At 73.5% G+C, this 15,333-nt stretch carries 12 protein-coding genes and 1 pseudogene; 6 read left to right on the forward strand and 7 right to left on the reverse strand.

All coding sequences use genetic code 11. The annotated features are described in order from the left end of the window. Positions 1 to 33 precede the first annotated feature (33 nt). From FB455_RS15175 to FB455_RS15195, 5 genes are read right to left on the reverse strand one after another with little or no spacing between them, the layout of a single operon-like run. Positions 34 to 1,329 carry a molybdopterin molybdotransferase MoeA gene (locus FB455_RS15175; RefSeq protein WP_145753749.1) on the reverse strand — a complete coding sequence of 432 codons (1,296 nt, stop codon included), beginning with the start codon at positions 1,327 to 1,329 and terminating at the stop codon, positions 34 to 36. Then, positions 1,326 to 2,087 (reverse strand): respiratory nitrate reductase subunit gamma, encoded by a 762-nt coding sequence (narI, locus tag FB455_RS15180; RefSeq protein WP_030268129.1) that lies wholly within the window; start codon positions 2,085 to 2,087, stop codon positions 1,326 to 1,328. Before narI ends, FB455_RS15175 begins: the two co-directional genes overlap by 4 nt. After that, positions 2,084 to 2,704, reverse strand: coding sequence for a nitrate reductase molybdenum cofactor assembly chaperone (narJ, locus tag FB455_RS15185; protein ID WP_145753751.1), 621 nt, complete (start codon positions 2,702 to 2,704; stop codon positions 2,084 to 2,086). Before narJ ends, narI begins: the two co-directional genes overlap by 4 nt. Next, complete coding sequence (gene narH, locus FB455_RS15190) at positions 2,701 to 4,398, reverse strand: nitrate reductase subunit beta (protein ID WP_013476247.1); 1,698 nt, start codon at positions 4,396 to 4,398, stop codon at positions 2,701 to 2,703. Before narH ends, narJ begins: the two co-directional genes overlap by 4 nt. Beyond that, positions 4,398 to 8,063: a nitrate reductase subunit alpha gene (locus tag FB455_RS15195; RefSeq protein ID WP_145753754.1), complete on the reverse strand. Its 3,666-nt coding sequence runs from the start codon at positions 8,061 to 8,063 to the stop codon at positions 4,398 to 4,400. The genes narH and FB455_RS15195 overlap by 1 nt, the downstream gene beginning before the upstream one ends. A 234-nt stretch (positions 8,064 to 8,297) precedes the next feature. Between FB455_RS15195 and FB455_RS15200 the strand changes: the two are divergent. Next, a pseudogene (locus FB455_RS15200) lies at positions 8,298 to 8,472 on the forward strand (radical SAM/SPASM domain-containing protein); the annotation flags it as partial. A 49-nt stretch (positions 8,473 to 8,521) separates the two neighbouring features. Here the strand turns inward: FB455_RS15200 and FB455_RS15205 are convergent. Further along, positions 8,522 to 8,962, reverse strand: a complete 441-nt coding sequence (locus FB455_RS15205; protein WP_013287109.1) for a hemerythrin domain-containing protein — start codon at positions 8,960 to 8,962, stop codon at positions 8,522 to 8,524. Between the two features lie 129 nt (positions 8,963 to 9,091). Then, positions 9,092 to 9,898: a DUF2249 domain-containing protein gene (locus FB455_RS15210; RefSeq protein ID WP_123109490.1), complete on the reverse strand. Its 807-nt coding sequence runs from the start codon at positions 9,896 to 9,898 to the stop codon at positions 9,092 to 9,094. Between FB455_RS15210 and FB455_RS15215 the strand changes: the two genes are divergently transcribed. The 5 genes from FB455_RS15215 to FB455_RS15235 are packed head-to-tail and all read left to right on the forward strand — an operon-like array spanning position 9,897 to position 15,218. Continuing rightward, positions 9,897 to 10,655 (forward strand): helix-turn-helix transcriptional regulator, encoded by a 759-nt coding sequence (locus FB455_RS15215; RefSeq protein WP_420915193.1) that lies wholly within the window; start codon positions 9,897 to 9,899, stop codon positions 10,653 to 10,655. The two genes, FB455_RS15210 and FB455_RS15215, sit on opposite strands and share 2 nt — an antisense overlap. After that, positions 10,652 to 11,779, forward strand: coding sequence for a hypothetical protein (locus FB455_RS15220; protein ID WP_145753755.1), 1,128 nt, complete (start codon positions 10,652 to 10,654; stop codon positions 11,777 to 11,779). Before FB455_RS15215 ends, FB455_RS15220 begins: the two co-directional genes overlap by 4 nt. After that, entirely contained in the window at positions 11,779 to 13,101 is a 1,323-nt protein-coding gene (locus FB455_RS15225; protein WP_145753757.1) for a hypothetical protein, read from the forward strand. The genes FB455_RS15220 and FB455_RS15225 overlap by 1 nt, the downstream gene beginning before the upstream one ends. Positions 13,102 to 13,104: 3 nt before the next feature. After that, positions 13,105 to 14,454, forward strand: a complete 1,350-nt coding sequence (locus tag FB455_RS15230) for a multicopper oxidase domain-containing protein (RefSeq protein WP_145753760.1) — start codon at positions 13,105 to 13,107, stop codon at positions 14,452 to 14,454. Positions 14,455 to 14,459: 5 nt separating this feature from the next. Continuing rightward, positions 14,460 to 15,218 (forward strand): YwiC-like family protein, encoded by a 759-nt coding sequence (locus tag FB455_RS15235; protein WP_013476254.1) that lies wholly within the window; start codon positions 14,460 to 14,462, stop codon positions 15,216 to 15,218. Positions 15,219 to 15,333: the final 115 nt, after the last annotated feature.

Genomic DNA, 15,333 nt, shown 5'->3' on the forward strand with positions numbered 1-15,333 from the left:
CTCCGTCGGGATCGTCGTGCTGCTGTCGCGGCGTCAAAGGGGAATTCGGCGGTCCGCTTCACCGGTACGAGCCTCGCTCGAGCCAACCCACCCCGGCAGGGCCGGAAGACCCGGCCCAGGAGGACGTCCCACCTGCCACGGCAGGGTGAGCAGACCGACCGGGGTGCCGGGACGCCAACCGGGCGGCACCACGGCCAGCGCGTCGGCGTCCGCCGCCGCGCCCAGGTATCCCGGGTGCGCCCCGTCGACCAGCCGCAGGCCCCGCGCGCCGCGCCGGACCGGCACGATCCGGGTGTTCCGCTCGTCGAGGCGCAACGGATCGGTGAGGACGGCGGTGTCCAGATCGGCCGGCGGCCGTCCGGCCAGCCCGGTGAGCAGCGGGTCGATCAGGGTGAGCGCGGCGACCAGCGCCGCGTACGGGTTGCCCGGCAGGCCGACGATCCAGCGGGCCCCGGCCTGGGCCAGGACCTGTGGGTGCCCGGGCCGGCACCGCACCCCGTCCACGTGCGCCACGGCCCCGAGGTGCCGCAGCGACGCGTGCAGCCCGTCCGCCGGGCCGACGGAGGACGCCCCGCAGACGACCGTCACGTCGGCGTCTCGCGTGCTGTCCGCGATCGCCCCGGCGAACCAGTCGGGCTGGTCGCCGACCATTCGCGGACCGAGGAGGTCCGCTCCCCAGGCGGACAGCAGCGGGGCCAGCATCGGGCCGATCGCGTCCCGGACCCTGCCCCACGGGGGACGGCCGGCGTGGACCACCTCGTCGCCGCTGATCAACAGGCGGGCCCGGGGTCGGGCCCGGACGGTGAGGTGGTCGAGGCCGACGCTCGCGGCCAGCCCCAGCACCGCCGGCGTGACCGGCGAACCCGCGGGCACCAGTTCCTGACCGCGGGCGGCGTACTCGCCCGCGCACCGGATGTGCCGACGGTCGCCCGGCACCGCCCGCAGGACGTCACCGATCCGGTCGGCGATCTCGTAGGGCACGACCCGGTCCGCCCGGCCCGGGACGGGAGCGCCGGTGGCCACCTCTACGGCGGTCCCCTCGACCAGGGGCGCGACGGCGTGGGTGCGACCGGCCAGGATCTGGCCGACCACCCGCCACGGGCCCGGACCGCGCACCGCGTATCCGTCCATCGCGGAGTTGTCGAACCCGGGCAGCGGGACCGCCGCGACAAGTGGCGCCGCGAGGGTCCGGCCGGCGGCGGAGGCCAGCGGTACCGACTCCGCGGGCAGGGGAGCGGGGAGCCGGTGGGCCAGCGCCCGCGCCGCGGCCCACTCCGTCGCGGGTCGGGACGAATGGTGACTGCCGGTGTGGTGCGGTGCGGTGGTCACCGGCGTGAGCGGGTCCGACCGCCGCGCGGGGTGGGCAGCCGGGGCGGCCCCTCCCATCCGGGGCGGGTCGGCCGCAGTCCGGGCCGGTCGTCCCGGCTGCGGTAGACGACGTAGGGGCGGGTGGCGTAGCCGACCGGAGCGCTGAACGCATGGACGAGGCGGGTGAACGGCCAGAACGCGAAGAGCGCGAAGGCGGCCAGGATGTGGATCTGGAAGCCCACCGGGACGCCGGCCATGATCTCGGGGTCCGGGCGGAGGTAGAACAGCGACCGGAACCACGGGGAGATGGTCTCCCGGTAGTCGTAGCCGGGGCCGGCGACGTTGGCCCGCACCGTGGCCCAGAGGCCCAGCACGATCACCCCCGCCAGCACCACGTACATCGCCTTGTCGTTGCGGGTGGTGGCGGCGAAGACCGGCCCGGTCAACCGGCGGCGGGCGATCAGGATGCCCAGCCCGATCAGGGTGCAGAAGCCGGCCACCGTGCCGATGAACACGGCCATGAGGTGGTAGGTGTGCTCGGTGACGCCGACCGCCTCGGTCCAGGACTTCGGGACCACCAGGCCACCGATGTGTCCGATCAGGACCATCAGCACTCCGAAGTGGAACAGTGGGCTGCCCCACCGCAGGATGCTGCTCTCGTAGAGCTGGGAGGATCGGGTCGTCCAGCCGAACTTGTCGTAGCGGTGGCGCCAGATCAGCCCGCCGACGAGGATCGCGATCGACAGGTACGGGTACACCACCCACAGCAGGATGTTCATCGGCGTCCTCCAGTCGTGTCGACCAGTCCGAATGGTTCGAGTCCGACCTGCTCCACCGGCGGCCCGGTGCGGGCCAGCCGGGCGGCGGCGGCGATGTCCCCGGGCTGGGCGGGCGGCAGCATCTCCCGGACGGCGGCGACGGCCTGCCGGTATATCGACTTCTCCCGCCCCAGCGCCTCGACCAGCAGGTCGAGGCCGACGCGGTTCTCCCGCAGCAGCCGCCACCCCTCGTCGTCGGCGGCGGCCAGGTCGAGGACGGCGGGCAGGAAGTCGGGCAGCTCGCCGTCGACGACGGTCAGTCCGGCCGCCTTGTACGCGGCGGCGAAGTCGACCAGCGCCTCACCCCGGCGACGGGTGTCGCCGCAGGTGTAGTACGTCAGGTGCAGGCAGCAGCGGCGCCGGAAGTCGAACACCTCCACGTAGGCGGTCCGCAGGTCGACCGGCGCGGCGGCTTCCCGGTGGGCGACCACCTCGCGCAGCGGTCGGGCGACCTCGGCCGGCAGGCCGTCGAGCGCGGCCCGCACGGTGGGCAGCGCTGCGAGGACCTCCTCTTCGGGATAGCGCAGCAGCAGGGACGCCGCGCGGGCGGCCACCGGCCGCCAGGTCGGCCGGCTCACGGGTTACCTCCGTCGACGGGTGCGGATTCGCGGCTGCGGGGCGGGAAGAGGCCCTTCGGGCTGCCCTTGCCGTCCCAGTTGAGCAGGTTGACCCGGCGGGGTTCGTCGCCCGGGTCGGTGAAGCCCTCCGCGGTCTGCCGGTCGCGCAGCATGTGGAAGGTCTCCACCTGGACCGGCACCGGCGTGCCGGAGGACTCCCCGAAGGGCCCCTGGCCGTACGGGCCGCCGCCGCCCATCCCGGGGCCGCCCTCGTAATCGAGGCTGCACTCGGTGGCGATCTTCTCCAGCCGGTGCGCGTCCTCGGCGTGCGCGGCGGGGATGACGTACCGCTGCTCGTACTTGGCGATGGCGAGCAACCGGTACATCTCGTCCATCTCCGCGCCGGTCATGCCGACCGCGGCGGCGATGGACTCGTCGCGCTCCTCGCCCAGGTTGATCCGGCGCTGGTAGGAGCGCATCGCGGCGAGCCGGTTCAGCACCCCGCGCACCGGCTCCGGGTCGCCGGCGGTGAAGAGCTCGGCGAGGTACTCCACCGGGATGCGCAGCGCGTCGATGGCCCCGAAGAGGTTGCCGGCCTCCTCCGCGTCGTGGCCGGTCTCGCGCAGCGCGTCGGCCACCGGCGACAGCGGCGGGATGTACCAGACCATCGGCATGGTCCGGTACTCCGGGTGCAGCGGCAGCGCCACCTCGTAGCGCATGATCAGGTCCCAGATCGGCGAGCGCTGCGCGGCGTCGATCCAGTCGTCCGGGATGCCGGCCTCGCGGGCGGCGGCGACCACGGCCGGGTCGTGCGGGTCGAGGAAGACCGACCGCTGCGCGTCGTACAGGTCGTGTTCGTCGGCGATGGCGGCGGCCTCGGCGACGCGGTCGGCGTCGTAGAGCATCAGCCCGAGGTAGCGCAGCCGCCCCACGCAGGTCTCGGAGCAGATGGTGGGCTGGCCGATCTCGATGCGCGGGAAGCAGAAGGTGCACTTCTCGGCCTTGCCGGTGCGGTGGTTGAAGTAGACCTTCTTGTAGGGGCAGCCGGTCACGCACATCCGCCAGCCCCGGCAGCGGTCCTGGTCGACCAGCACGATGCCGTCCTCGGCCCGCTTGTAGATCGCCCCCGACGGGCAGGAGGCCGCGCAGGACGGGTTGAGGCAGTGCTCGCAGATGCGCGGCAGGAAGAACATGAAGGTCTTCTCGAACTCCTGCTTCACCTGGCCGGAGACCTTCGCCAGCACCGGGTCACCGGCGGCGATCTCGTTGCCGCCGGCGAGCGAGTCGTCCCAGTTGGCGCTCCAGGTGATCTTCGTATCCTGGCCGGTGAGCAGCGACTTCGGCCGGGCCACCGGGGTGTCCTCGCCGGCCGGCGCGTTGATCAGGTGCTCGTAGTCGTACGTCCACGGCTCGTAGTAGTCCTGCATGGACGGCAGCTTCGGGTTGGCGAAGATGCTGAACATCTTCTTCACCCGGCCACCGGAGCGTGGCTTGAGCTTGCCGGAGCGGGTCCGCACCCAGCCGCCCTGCCAGCGCTCCTGGTTCTCGTAGGTGCGCGGGTAGCCCTGCCCGGGGCGGGTCTCCACGTTGTTGAACCAGACGTACTCGACGCCGGAGCGGTTGGTCCACGCCTGCTTGCAGGTGACCGAGCAGGTGTGGCAGCCGATGCACTTGTCGAGGTTCATCACCATCGCCATCTGTGCCATGACCCGCATCAGTACTGCACCTCCTGGGAGCGGCGGCGGATCACGGTGACCTCGTCGCGTTGGTTGCCGGTCGGGCCGAGGTAGTTGAACGCGAAGGACAGCTGCGCGTACCCGCCGATGAGGTGGGTGGGCTTGACCAGCAGCCGGGTCAGCGAGTTGTGGATGCCGCCGCGCCGGCCGTTGGTCTCCGACTTGGGCACGTCGATCACCCGTTCCTGGGCGTGGTACATGTAGACCGTGCCCTCGGGCATCTTGTGCGTCACCACGGCCCGGCAGACCACCACGCCGTTGCGATTGACCGCCTCGATCCACTCGTTGTCCCGGACGCCGATCTTCGCCGCGTCGGCCTCGCTCATCCACATCGTCGGCCCGCCCCGGGACAGCGTGAGCATGATCAGGTTGTCCTGGTACTCGGAGTGGATGGACCACTTCGAGTGCGGGGTGAGGTAGCGGACGGTGATCTCCAGCTCCCCGTTGCGGCCGAGTCTCGGTTCGCCGAAGAGCTTGTGCATGTCCAACGGCGGCCGGAAGATCGGCAGCGCCTCGCCGGCCTCGTGCATCCAGTCGTGGTCGAGGAAGAAGTGCTGCCGGCCGGTGAGCGTGTGCCAGGGCTTGAGCCGCTCGGTGTTGATGGTGAACGGGGAGTAGCGCCGGCCGCCGTGCTCGCTGCCCGACCACTCCGGGCTGGTGATCACCGGCACCGGGCGGGACTGGGTGTCGGCGAAGGTGATCTGCTTGCCCTCGTGCTCGGCCGCCAGGTCCGCCAGGCGTACCCCGGTGCGCTTCTCCACGTCCCGGAAGCCCGCGGTGGCGACCCGCCCGTTGGTGGTGCCCGACAGCGCCAGGATCGCCTCGCAGGCGTGCGTGTCCTTCGCCAGCGACGGCCGCCCGTCCGCGGCGCCGCCGCGCACCTCACCGTTCTTGTGGCGCAGATACTCGACCTCCGGCCGCACGTCGACCGAGAAGCCCTTGCCGGTGGTGCCGAGGGTGTCCATCAGCGGCCCGAGCGCGGCCATCTTGTCGGCGATCGCGCCGTAGTCCCTCTCGACCACCACCAGTTTCGGCATGGTCCGGCCCGGCACCGGGGTCTCCCCGGTCGCCGCCCAGTCGCGGACCCGGCCGTGCGGGGTCGCCATCGCGTCCGGGGTGTCGTGCAGCAGCGGCGCCGCGACCAGGTCCTTGCGTACGCCCAGCCGCGGCCCGGCGAGCGTGGAGAACGCCTTCGCGATGCCGTGGAAGGCGTCGAAGTCGGTCCGGGTCTGCCACGGCGGGTTGATCGCCGGGGTGAAGGCGTGCACGAACGGGTGCATGTCGGTACTGCTCAGGTCGTGCTTCTCGTACCAGGTGGCGGCGGGCAGCACGATGTCGGAGAAGAGCGTCGTGGAGGTCATCCGGAAGTCCAGGCTCAGCAGCAGGTCGAGCTTGCCCTCCGGGGCCTCCTCCCGCCAGGTCACGTCCTTGGGCCGCAACTCCTCCGGCGCCTCCTCGGCGCGCAGGTTCGCGTCGGTGCCGAGCAGGTGCCGCAGGAAGTACTCATTGCCCTTGGCCGACGAGCCGAGCAGGTTGGCCCGCCAGACGGTCAGCACCCGTGGCCAGTTCTCCGGCGCGTCCGGGTCGGTGCAGGCGAACTTCACGTCGCCCTCGCCGAGCCGCTCGGCCACCCAGCCCGCCGGGTCGTCCGGCCGGGCGGCGAGAGCCTCGTCGGCCAGGTCGAGCGGGCTGCGGTCGAAGGTGGGCATCGACGGCATCCACCCCGAGCGGACCGACTGGGCCAGCAGGTCCATGGTGTGCTTGCCGGCGAACGCGCCGGTGCCGGTGGGGGAGGAGACCACGTCGGCGGAGTAGGTGTCGTAGCGCCACTGGTCGGTGTGCACGTACCAGAAGGCGGTGCCGATCATCTGCCGGGGCGGGCGGACCCAGTCCAGGCCGAACGCGAGCTGCGCCCAGCCGGTCGCCGGGCGGCACTTCTCCTGCCCCACGTAGTGCGCCCAGCCGCCGCCGTTGACCCCCTGGCAGCCGGTGAGGGTGACCAGCGCCAGGATCGCCCGGTAGGTGGCGTCGGAGTGGAACCAGTGGTTCGTGCCGGCGCCGAGCAGGATCATCGACCGTCCGCCGGAGCGGTCCGCGTTGTCGGCGAACTCCCGCGCCACCCGGGCCACCTGCGCCGCCGGCACCCCGGTGACCGGCTCCTGCCACGCCGGCGTGTACGGCGCCTCGACGTCGTCGTACCCGGTCGGCCACTGGCCCGGCAGGCCGTCGCGGCCCACCCCGTACTGGGCCAGCACCAGGTCGAAGACGCTGGTCACCAACTGGCCCCGCACCGTGCGGGTCGGCACGCCCCGGCGCAGCGCCTGCGGGGTGTCGGTGTCGAACCGAGGCAGCTCCACCTCCACCGCGTCGCCCGCCCCGAGGCAGGTCAGCGCCGGCTCCAGGTCGCCCAGGTCCAGGTTCCACTGGCCCTGCTGCTCGCCCCAACGGTGGCCGAGGCTGCCCCGCGGCACGGCGGGAGCGTCGGTGGCCGAGTCCCAGAGCACCGTCCGGAAGGCCGCCTCCTTGTCCGTCTCGCCCAGGTCGTCGGCGGTGAGGAACTTGCCCGGCCGGTACGCCCCGTCGGCACCCGGCTCCAGGGTGACCAGGAACGGCAGGTCGGTGAACCTGCGGACGTAGTCGACGAAGCGTGGGGTGCGCCGGTCGACGAAGAACTCCTTGAGGATGACGTGCCCCATCGCCATCGCCAGGGCGCCGTCGGTGCCCGGCTGGGCGGGCATCCACTCGTCGGCGAACTTGACGTTGTCGGCGAAGTCGGGGCTGACCACCACGACCTTCTGCCCCCGGTAGCGCGCCTCGGCCATCCAGTGTGCGTCCGGCGTGCGGGTCACCGGGACGTTGGAGCCCCACATGACGAAGTAGGAGGCGTCCCACCAGTCCCCGGACTCGGGCACGTCGGTCTGGTCGCCGAAGACCTGCGGGGAGGCCACCGGCAGGTCGGCGTACCAGTCGTAGAACGACAGCATCGAGCCGCCGAGCAGGGACAGGAACCGGGCGCCGACGGCGTGCGACACCATCGACATGGCCGGGATGGGGGAGAAGCCGGCGACCCGGTCCGGGCCGTACTCGGCGATCGCGTGCACGTGCGCGGCGGCGACCATCTCCTGCGCCTCGTCCCAGGTGATCCGCACCAGGCCGCCCTTGCCGCGGGCCTTCTGGTAGCGGCGGCGTCGTTCCGGGTCGGCCTGGATGTCCGCCCACGCGGCCACCGGATCACCGAGGCGCCCCCTGGCCTCCCGGTACATCTCCACCAGCACGCCCCGCGCGTACGGGTAGCGCACCCGGGTGGGGGAGTAGGTGTACCAGGAGAAGGCGGCACCCCGGGGGCAGCCCCGAGGCTCGTACTCCGGCCGGTCCGGCCCGACGCTCGGGTAGTCGGTCTGCTGCTGCTCCCAGGTGATGATGCCGTCCTTGACGTACACCTTCCAGGAGCACGAGCCGGTGCAGTTCACCCCGTGCGTGGAGCGCACCACCTTGTCGTAGGACCAGCGGTCCCGGTAGAAGGCGTCCGCCTCCCGGCCGCCGATCTGGTGCAATGTCCGGCCGTCGGCGGAGACCTCGGCCCGGCGTACGAGGCCGCCCACGGCCAGCAGCGCCCGCCCCGCACTATCGGTGGCTCGCGACATACGCCTCATTCCTTCGATAGATGGCCGTCCTGCCCCACGTTCTCGGCAGATGCGCCGGAGCGCAACCCCGAGCGAGGGCGTCCTGGCCATGGTGCCGACGTACAACCTCGGGAAACCGGGCCGAAGGTCCCGAGATCATCGGCTTTGTACCTGCGGGTCCGTGGCGGGACTTCGGGCCCGGTCGGGCGGTCACCGGCGGGGCACGGAGCGGGGCCCGGCCGTCTCGGTGTCACCCTGCCGGAGATCGCCGGGCAGGTTCGGGACCGGGGCCACCGTGGAGCGTGTTCTTCCTGGTGCCGGCCGGGTGGGGCGCCGCGCTGGGCGGCCGCGACGCGGGCAGACCGAGGACGTGCTCGACGCCCTCTACGACCTCGGCGAGACCGTGCCGGTCAAGACCACCGAGGCGCACCGCCGGTGGCCGCGGGGCGGCGTCGGCAGCGGCCGACATCCGGGCCGGCTCACCTGGCCGCCGCCTCCGCCGGGGTGATCCGGTCCCAGGCCGGGATCGGCAGCGCGATCACCGCGGCCGGGAAGAGACCGTGCTCCTCGTTGTCGATGTGCCGGTGGAGCCGGTCCAGGGCGGCCAGCACTGCGGGCCAGTCCGGGTCGGCCCGGTCGACGCCGCCGAGCACGCCGTGGATGTCGTCGTGCTCCGCGCAGAGCTTCGCCACCGCCCCGGCCAGGCTGCCCTCGGCCCGCAGCTCCACGAAGAGGCCGTCCTCCTCAGTGGAGGTGTGCGGCATCAGCAGCGCCAGCAGCGCGTCCAGCGCCACCAGGGCGTCCGGGCCGGAGGCCCGCACCGCGCCGCGCAGCCGGCCGGCCGCGTTCGCGATCGCCTCGTGCTCGGCCGAGAGCCGGCCGATCAGCGGGAACTCCCGACAGCCGCAGTAGTTGCACACTTCGTCTCCTGACCACGAGGGTGGGCGACTCCATCGTGCGCACCGGCAACCTCCGTCAGCAGGGCCGGACGGCCCGGTACGCCGGGACGGCGGGCCCTGATCCCCACCGCCCTGGCACCGACAGACTGCTCAGACCGTCACCGGCCGGCGGGAGAGCCGGATCTGCCACACGTCCGGCCCGTCCTGCAGCCACTCGCTGGTCATGCCGTCGCCGTAGCGGGCTGCGACCTCGGCCAGCAGCGGGCGGGGTGCGTGCGGGGCGACCAGCACCAGCGCTCCACCGGCCGGCAGCGCCTCCAGCGCCGCCAGCACCCGCGCGTGGCGCTGGTCGTGCGGGAGCTGCCGGACGTCCAGCCGGGGATCGATGGTCAGGGTCGGGGCCGGCGCGTCGGCCGGTGCCCGATCACCACCGCAGCCGCAGCCACCCCCGCCGCAACCGCCGCCATTCGAGACTTCCGAGGAGCCGAGCAGATCGTGCATCCCCTCCAGCAACTTCGCCAGCGAGACGTCGGCCGCGTCCACCAGCAGCGGGACGACCAGGTCGTTCTCCTTGGCCAGGTGGACGGCGAAGAGCGCGGCGAGGGCGCGCGCGGTGCCGGCGAGGCGTACTGGCCGGTTGCCGGTCTCCAGCTCGGCGACCAGGCCGGTGATCGCCTGGTGCTCGTCGAGCATGCCCCGGACCAGCAGCGCACCCTCGGCCCGCTCACCGGCGGCGGCGTAGAGGGAGTCCTCCTCGGCGTGCGCGTGCGGCAGCAGTTCGTCGCGGAGCCATCGGAGCAGTTCGTCGCGGTGCCGGAGCGCGCCGGCGGCGTCACCCTGGTCGGCCGCGGTCAGCAGGCTTCCGACGTGCCGGTCGAGGTCGGCGGCGAGCTGGGCGTGGTGCCGGACGACGGCCTGCGCGGCCTCGCGGTCGGCCGGGGAGCGTGAGGCGGACATGGAACCCTCCAGGGTTTTGCGGTTGAACGACGTTGTAACGTTATCTAACGTGGAAACCCCGAGAACAGGGCCGGTCGGCGAGACCATCGACCCGCAGCGCCACCGGGCTCTCGGCACCGCCAGCCGGGCCTCGATCCTGGAGCTCGTGCGCGCCGCCGGCGCCGGCATGACGATCGCCGAGGTGGGGGAGCGGACGGGCCTGCACCTGTCCACCGCCCGCGCCCACCTCGACCGCCTGGTCGACGCAGGACTGCTGGTCAAGGCGCGGGCCAGTGGGGGCCAGCCCGGACGGCCGGCGTGGCGCTACCGGGTGGCCGTCGCGGAGGCCCCGGCCCCCGCGCCGTACCGGGCACTCGCCGCCGCACTGCTCGACCACCTGTCGCGGCGTGGCCACGGCGACGTCCGGGCGGAGGCCACCCGCGCCGGCCAGGACTGGGGACGCCACCTCGCCGCCGCCACCCCGCCCGGCATGGAGCCGGTCGATACGCTGCTCGACGTCCTGCGCGGGCTGGGCTTCAGTCCCCGCCGACACCGGACGGCCGACGGGGCGACCGAGATCCACCTGCACACCTGTCCCTTCCTGGAGCTGGTCAACCGCAACCCCGACGCGATCTGCGCCCTGCACGTCGGCGTGGTCCGCGGCACGCTCGAACACGCCGGTGCCTCACCGGCCGGCGCCGTGCTCGAACCCTTCGGCGCACCCGACGCCTGCGTGGTGCGGCTGGCCCTGCCGAATATCACCGAAGAGCCGGCATGAACCCACGGCCGCTCGCCGTACAGTGGCGGCTCCCCGTCCTCGCCGCGGGCGGCTTCGCCCTGGTGAGCGGTCTCTACGCCGCCCTGCTGCTGCTCGGCCTGCCGGTGCCCGCGCCTCACATCCCACTGGAGCAGGTGCACGGCCCGCTGATGGTGCTGGGCTTCGTCGGCACCCTGGTGGCGCTGGAACGCGCGGTGGCCCTCGGCACCCGGTGGGCCCTGCTCGCGCCCGCCTGCTCCGGCGCCGGAGCGGTGCTGCTGGTGCTGACCGGGCCGAGCCTGCCCGGCCGGCTGCTGCTCGTGCTCGCCTCGGTGCTGCTGCTGCTGATCTACCAGCGACTGTGGTGGCGGCAGCCCGGCCCGGCGCTGCTGGCCCAGGTCACCGGCGCGCTGAGCTGGTACGCCGCCACCCTCCTCTGGCTCGCCGGCCTCAGCGTGCCGGAGATCGTGCCCTGGCTGGCCACCTTCGTGGTGGCCACCATCGCCGGGGAGCGTCTGGAACTCGCTCACCTCACGCTGCCCCGGCACGGCGTCGGCTGGTTCCTCGCCGCCCTCGGCATGCTGACCGCCGGCGCCACCGCCACCGCGCTCTGGCCGGCCGTCGGGGCGTACCTCTTCGGGGTCGGCCTGCTCGCGACGGTGGCCTGGCTGGTGGTCTGCGACGTCGCCCGCCGCACGGTGCGCGCCGTCGGCCTGCCCCGCTACGTCGCGGTCGGCCTGCTCACCGGGTACGCCTGGCTGGCGCTGGCCGGCCTGCTGTGGGCCGGCGCCGGGCCGGTCACCGGCGGCTCCCGTTACGACGCCACCCTGCACCTGGTCTTCCTGGGCTTCACCATGTCGATGATCTTCGCGCACGCTCCGGTGATCCTGCCGGCGGTGCTTCGCCGCCCACTGCCCTACGGGCCGTGGCTGTACGCCCCGCTCGCCCTGCTGCACACCACCCTGACGATCCGGGTCCTGGTCGGCGACGTGCTCGGCGTGCCGGCCGGGTGGCGCTGGGGCGGCGTCGGCAACGTCCTGGCGGTGCTCGGTTTCGTCGGCGGAGTGGTGGCCGCGTTGGTCCGCGCCGCCCGGCGGCGGACCCGGACGGCGGTCGTCCCGCCGGTCGTGCCGGCGGTGCGGTGATGGCCGGCACCCGCGGCGACTCCGCCCCGACCGCGCCCTCGGGCCTGGGGGCCGGGCCGACCGTCTCGGCAGTCGCGTCGGCCGGTCCCGCCGCCCCGGCCCCCGGCCCGGTGACCGCTCCGGCCGTGGCGGCGGGCCTTGGGCGGGCCGGCTGGCACCGCCGGGTCGCTGCGCTGCCGTTGGCCTACCTGGCCGGGCTGGTCGTGCTCGCCTTCGTCCATCCGTTCCTCCCGGCGTGGCGCTGGACGGCCATCCACCTGCTGCTGCTCGGTGCGGTCAGCAACGCCGTCGTGGTGTGGAGCGCCCACTTCGCCGCCGCCGTGCTGCGTGCTCCCGCCCCGGACCGCCGCCGCGCCGAGGCGGCCCGGCTGGCCGCGCTCAACGTGGGCGTGCTGGCGGTCCTGACCGGCGGCACGGCCGACCGCCCCTGGCTGGGCGTGGCGGGCGCTACGCTGGTCTTCGTCGCGGTGACCGCCCACCTCGTCGCGCTCACCCGCCGGCTGCGCCGCGCCCTGCCGGCCCGGTTCTCCGTCACGGTCCGCTACTACCTGGCGGCGACCGTGGCCCTGCTCGCCGGCGTGCCGGTCGGCGCCGGGATGCTGGTGATCGACGACCCGCTGCGCCCCCGGCTGCTGCTGTTCCACGCGCACGTGAACCTGCTCGGCTGGGTGACGCTGACCGTCCTCGGGACGCTGCTGACACTCTGGCCCACCGTGCTGCGTACCCGGATGGCCGACGGTGCGGTCCGCGCCGCCACCGTCGCGCTGCCGGTGGCGACGACCGGACTCGTCCTGCTGGGCGTCGGCCTGCTCGCCTGGTGGCGGGTCGTCGCCGCGGCCGGGCTGAGCCTGTTCGCCCTCGGCGCGCTGATCGCCCTGCGCCCCGCGCTGGCCGTCGCGCGCACCCGCCCCCCGTACGCGTTCGCGTCCTGGTCGCTCGCCGCGGCCGGCGGCTGGCTGATGGTCGCTCTCGCCGTGGACGCCGCGACGCTGCTGCCCGCTGCGGACCCGGCCGGCGCGGCCGACCGCTTCGGTGCGGTGCTGCTCCCGCTGCTGGTCGGCTTCGTCGCCCAGGTCCTCGTCGGAGCCCTGACCCACCTGCTGCCCGTGGTGCTCGGCGGCGGACCCGCGCCGGTGCGCCGCCGCGCCGCCCTGCTGGAGCGGCACGGCCCGCAGCGCGTCGCGATGACCAACGCCGCCCTGCTGGTCCTCGTCCTGCCCACCCCGCCGTTCGTCCGCATCACCACCTCACTGCTGGTCCTCGCCGCGCTGGTGCAGTTCCTCGTGCCGGCCGTGCGGGTCCTGCTCACCGCTCGGAGGTAACCCGTGTCCGCGCGCACCGACGCCCCCGTGCCCCGCCCGCTCGGCGGAGCAGCCGTGGGTCTCGCCCTCGTCCTCGTCGCCGTCCTCGTCGGGGTCGCCGCCCAACGCGTCTCCGGTGACGCACCCGTCCCCGCCGCCACCGCCGTCACTCCGACCGGGCACACCACCACGGTCACAGTGGTCGCAGACGGCATGCGTTTCCACCCCGACCGGATCGACGTGCCCCGGGGCGATCGACTGGTCATCGAGCTGACCAACCGGGACAACCGCCGCCACGACCTCGTCCTGGCCTCCGGGGCGAGGACACCGCTGCTGACGCGGGGCGGCGACGCCCGGCTGGACGCCGGCGTGATCGGGGCGACGGTGGAGGGCTGGTGCTCCCTGCCCGCCCACCGGCAGGCCGGCATGACACTGCGGATCGTCCCGACGGGGGCCACGGTGACCGCTCCGACAGGGACGGCCGTGGCGACGGAGGGGACGAGGCCGCGCCTCGATGCCATGGCCGACCCTGGCGCGGCCTTCGTCGCCCGGGACGCCACCGCGCCGCCCGCGCCGCCCGGCCGGCTGCACCGGCGTGAGCTGCACGTCCGGGAAGTCGTCCGGGAGGTCGTGCCCGGGGTACGGCAGCGGCTGTGGACCTTCGACGGAACCGTGCCCGGCCCGGTGTTGCGCGGCCGGGTCGGCGACACCTTCGAGATCACCCTGGTCAACGACGGCACCCTGGACCACGGCATCGACTTCCACGCCGGTGCCGTCGCCCCGGACGAGGTGATGCGCCCGATCGACCCCGGGCAGCGGCTGACCTACCGGTTCACCGCGACCCGCGCCGGCATCTGGATGTACCACTGCTCGACCATGCCGATGCTGCACCACATCGGCAACGGGATGTACGGTGCGGTCATCGTCGACCCGCCCGACCTGCCCCGCGTCGATCGCGAGTACGTGCTCGTCCAGTCCGAGCTCTATCTCGGCCCGGACGGCGAGCCCGGCGACCTGGCCGCGATGCAGGCGGAGCGCCCCGACGCCGTCGTCTTCAACGGCTACCCCGCCCAGTACGCGCACCGTCCACTACCCGCCCGGGCCGGTGAACGGGTCCGAATCTGGCTGCTCGACGCCGGCCCCAACCGAGACAGCTCGTTCCACATCGTCGGCGCCCAGTTCGACACCGTCTACCGGGAGGGGCACTGGGAGAACCGGCCGACCGACCCCGGCGGAGCCCAGGTGCTGTCCCTCACCCCGGCCGGTGGCGGCTTCGTGGAGACGGTCTTCCCCGCAGCCGGGCACTACCCGTTCGTCAGCCACGCCATGGTCGACGCCGAGCGCGGCGCCCGTGGCCTGTTCGAGGTCCGGTGACCACCATGAACACCGCTGTCGTAGCCGACCGCCCGGTAACGCGCCGCCGCCGCGTGCGGCAGTTCGTCCCACCCCAGCACGGCGCGTGGGCGATGCTCCTGCTGCCGTACACCGTGGGGGTGGCCTTGGCCGGCCCGCGCTGGCCGCACCTGCCGCTGCTCGGCGCCTGGCTGACCGGCTACCTGCTGTCGTATTACGCCTTCCAGGCGATCAAGAGCCGTCGGCCGAGCCGCTTCACCCCCCAGCTGCTGGTGTACGGCCTGCTGGCGGCGCCGCTCGCGGCGACCGTGGCGCTCGCCCGGCCCGCCGTCCTCTGGTACGCCCCGGGCTACGCCGCGCTGCTGGCGGTCAACGCCGGATACGCCTGGCGTCGCCGGGAACGGGCCCTGCTCAACGACTTGGCCTCGGTGGCGCAGAGCTGCCTGCTGGTCTTCGTCGCGGCGACCATCGCCGGTGTGTCCGTCACCCGGGTCACCCCGGCCTTCGCGGTGCTCCTGCTCTACTTGTTCGGCACTGTCCTCTATGTCAAGACGATGATCCGGCAACGCGGTGACAGCCGCTTCCTCCGTCTCTCCGTCGGATACCACGTGCTCGCCCTGGCCGCCGTGGTCTGGCTGCTGGATGTGCTGCTCGGTCCGGTCTTCCTGCTGCTCCTGCTCCGGGCCGCGCTGCTGCCGGCACGCCGGCTCCGCCCTGTGCAGGTCGGGATGATCGAGATCGGGTGCTGCCTGGTCGTTCTGGCCGGGGTGCTGGCGACGCTCTGATCCTTGCGCAACGTCCCATACGTGGAGGCGGTTGATCCCTTGTCTCTGTCTGCTACCAAGAGGCCGTTGCCGGCAGGCCGTGGGCATAGTGCGGCCGGAGCGCCTGGGTGAAGGG

It is taken from the genome of Micromonospora sp. CNZ296 (assembly GCF_007827635.1).

Coding starts and splice junctions, on each gene's coding strand:
- narI (WP_030268129.1), bottom strand. CDS start 2,087: ATGAACATCCTGCTGTGGGTGGTGTACCCGTACCTGTCGATCGCGATC.
- narH (WP_013476247.1), bottom strand. CDS start 4,398: ATGCGGGTCATGGCACAGATGGCGATGGTGATGAACCTCGACAAGTGC.
- FB455_RS15195 (WP_145753754.1), bottom strand. CDS start 8,063: ATGTCGCGAGCCACCGATAGTGCGGGGCGGGCGCTGCTGGCCGTGGGC.
- FB455_RS15215 (WP_420915193.1), top strand. CDS start 9,897: ATGGAACCCTCCAGGGTTTTGCGGTTGAACGACGTTGTAACGTTATCT.
- FB455_RS15210 (WP_123109490.1), bottom strand. CDS start 9,898: ATGTCCGCCTCACGCTCCCCGGCCGACCGCGAGGCCGCGCAGGCCGTC.
- FB455_RS15220 (WP_145753755.1), top strand. CDS start 10,652: ATGAACCCACGGCCGCTCGCCGTACAGTGGCGGCTCCCCGTCCTCGCC.
- FB455_RS15225 (WP_145753757.1), top strand. CDS start 11,779: ATGGCCGGCACCCGCGGCGACTCCGCCCCGACCGCGCCCTCGGGCCTG.
- FB455_RS15235 (WP_013476254.1), top strand. CDS start 14,460: ATGAACACCGCTGTCGTAGCCGACCGCCCGGTAACGCGCCGCCGCCGC.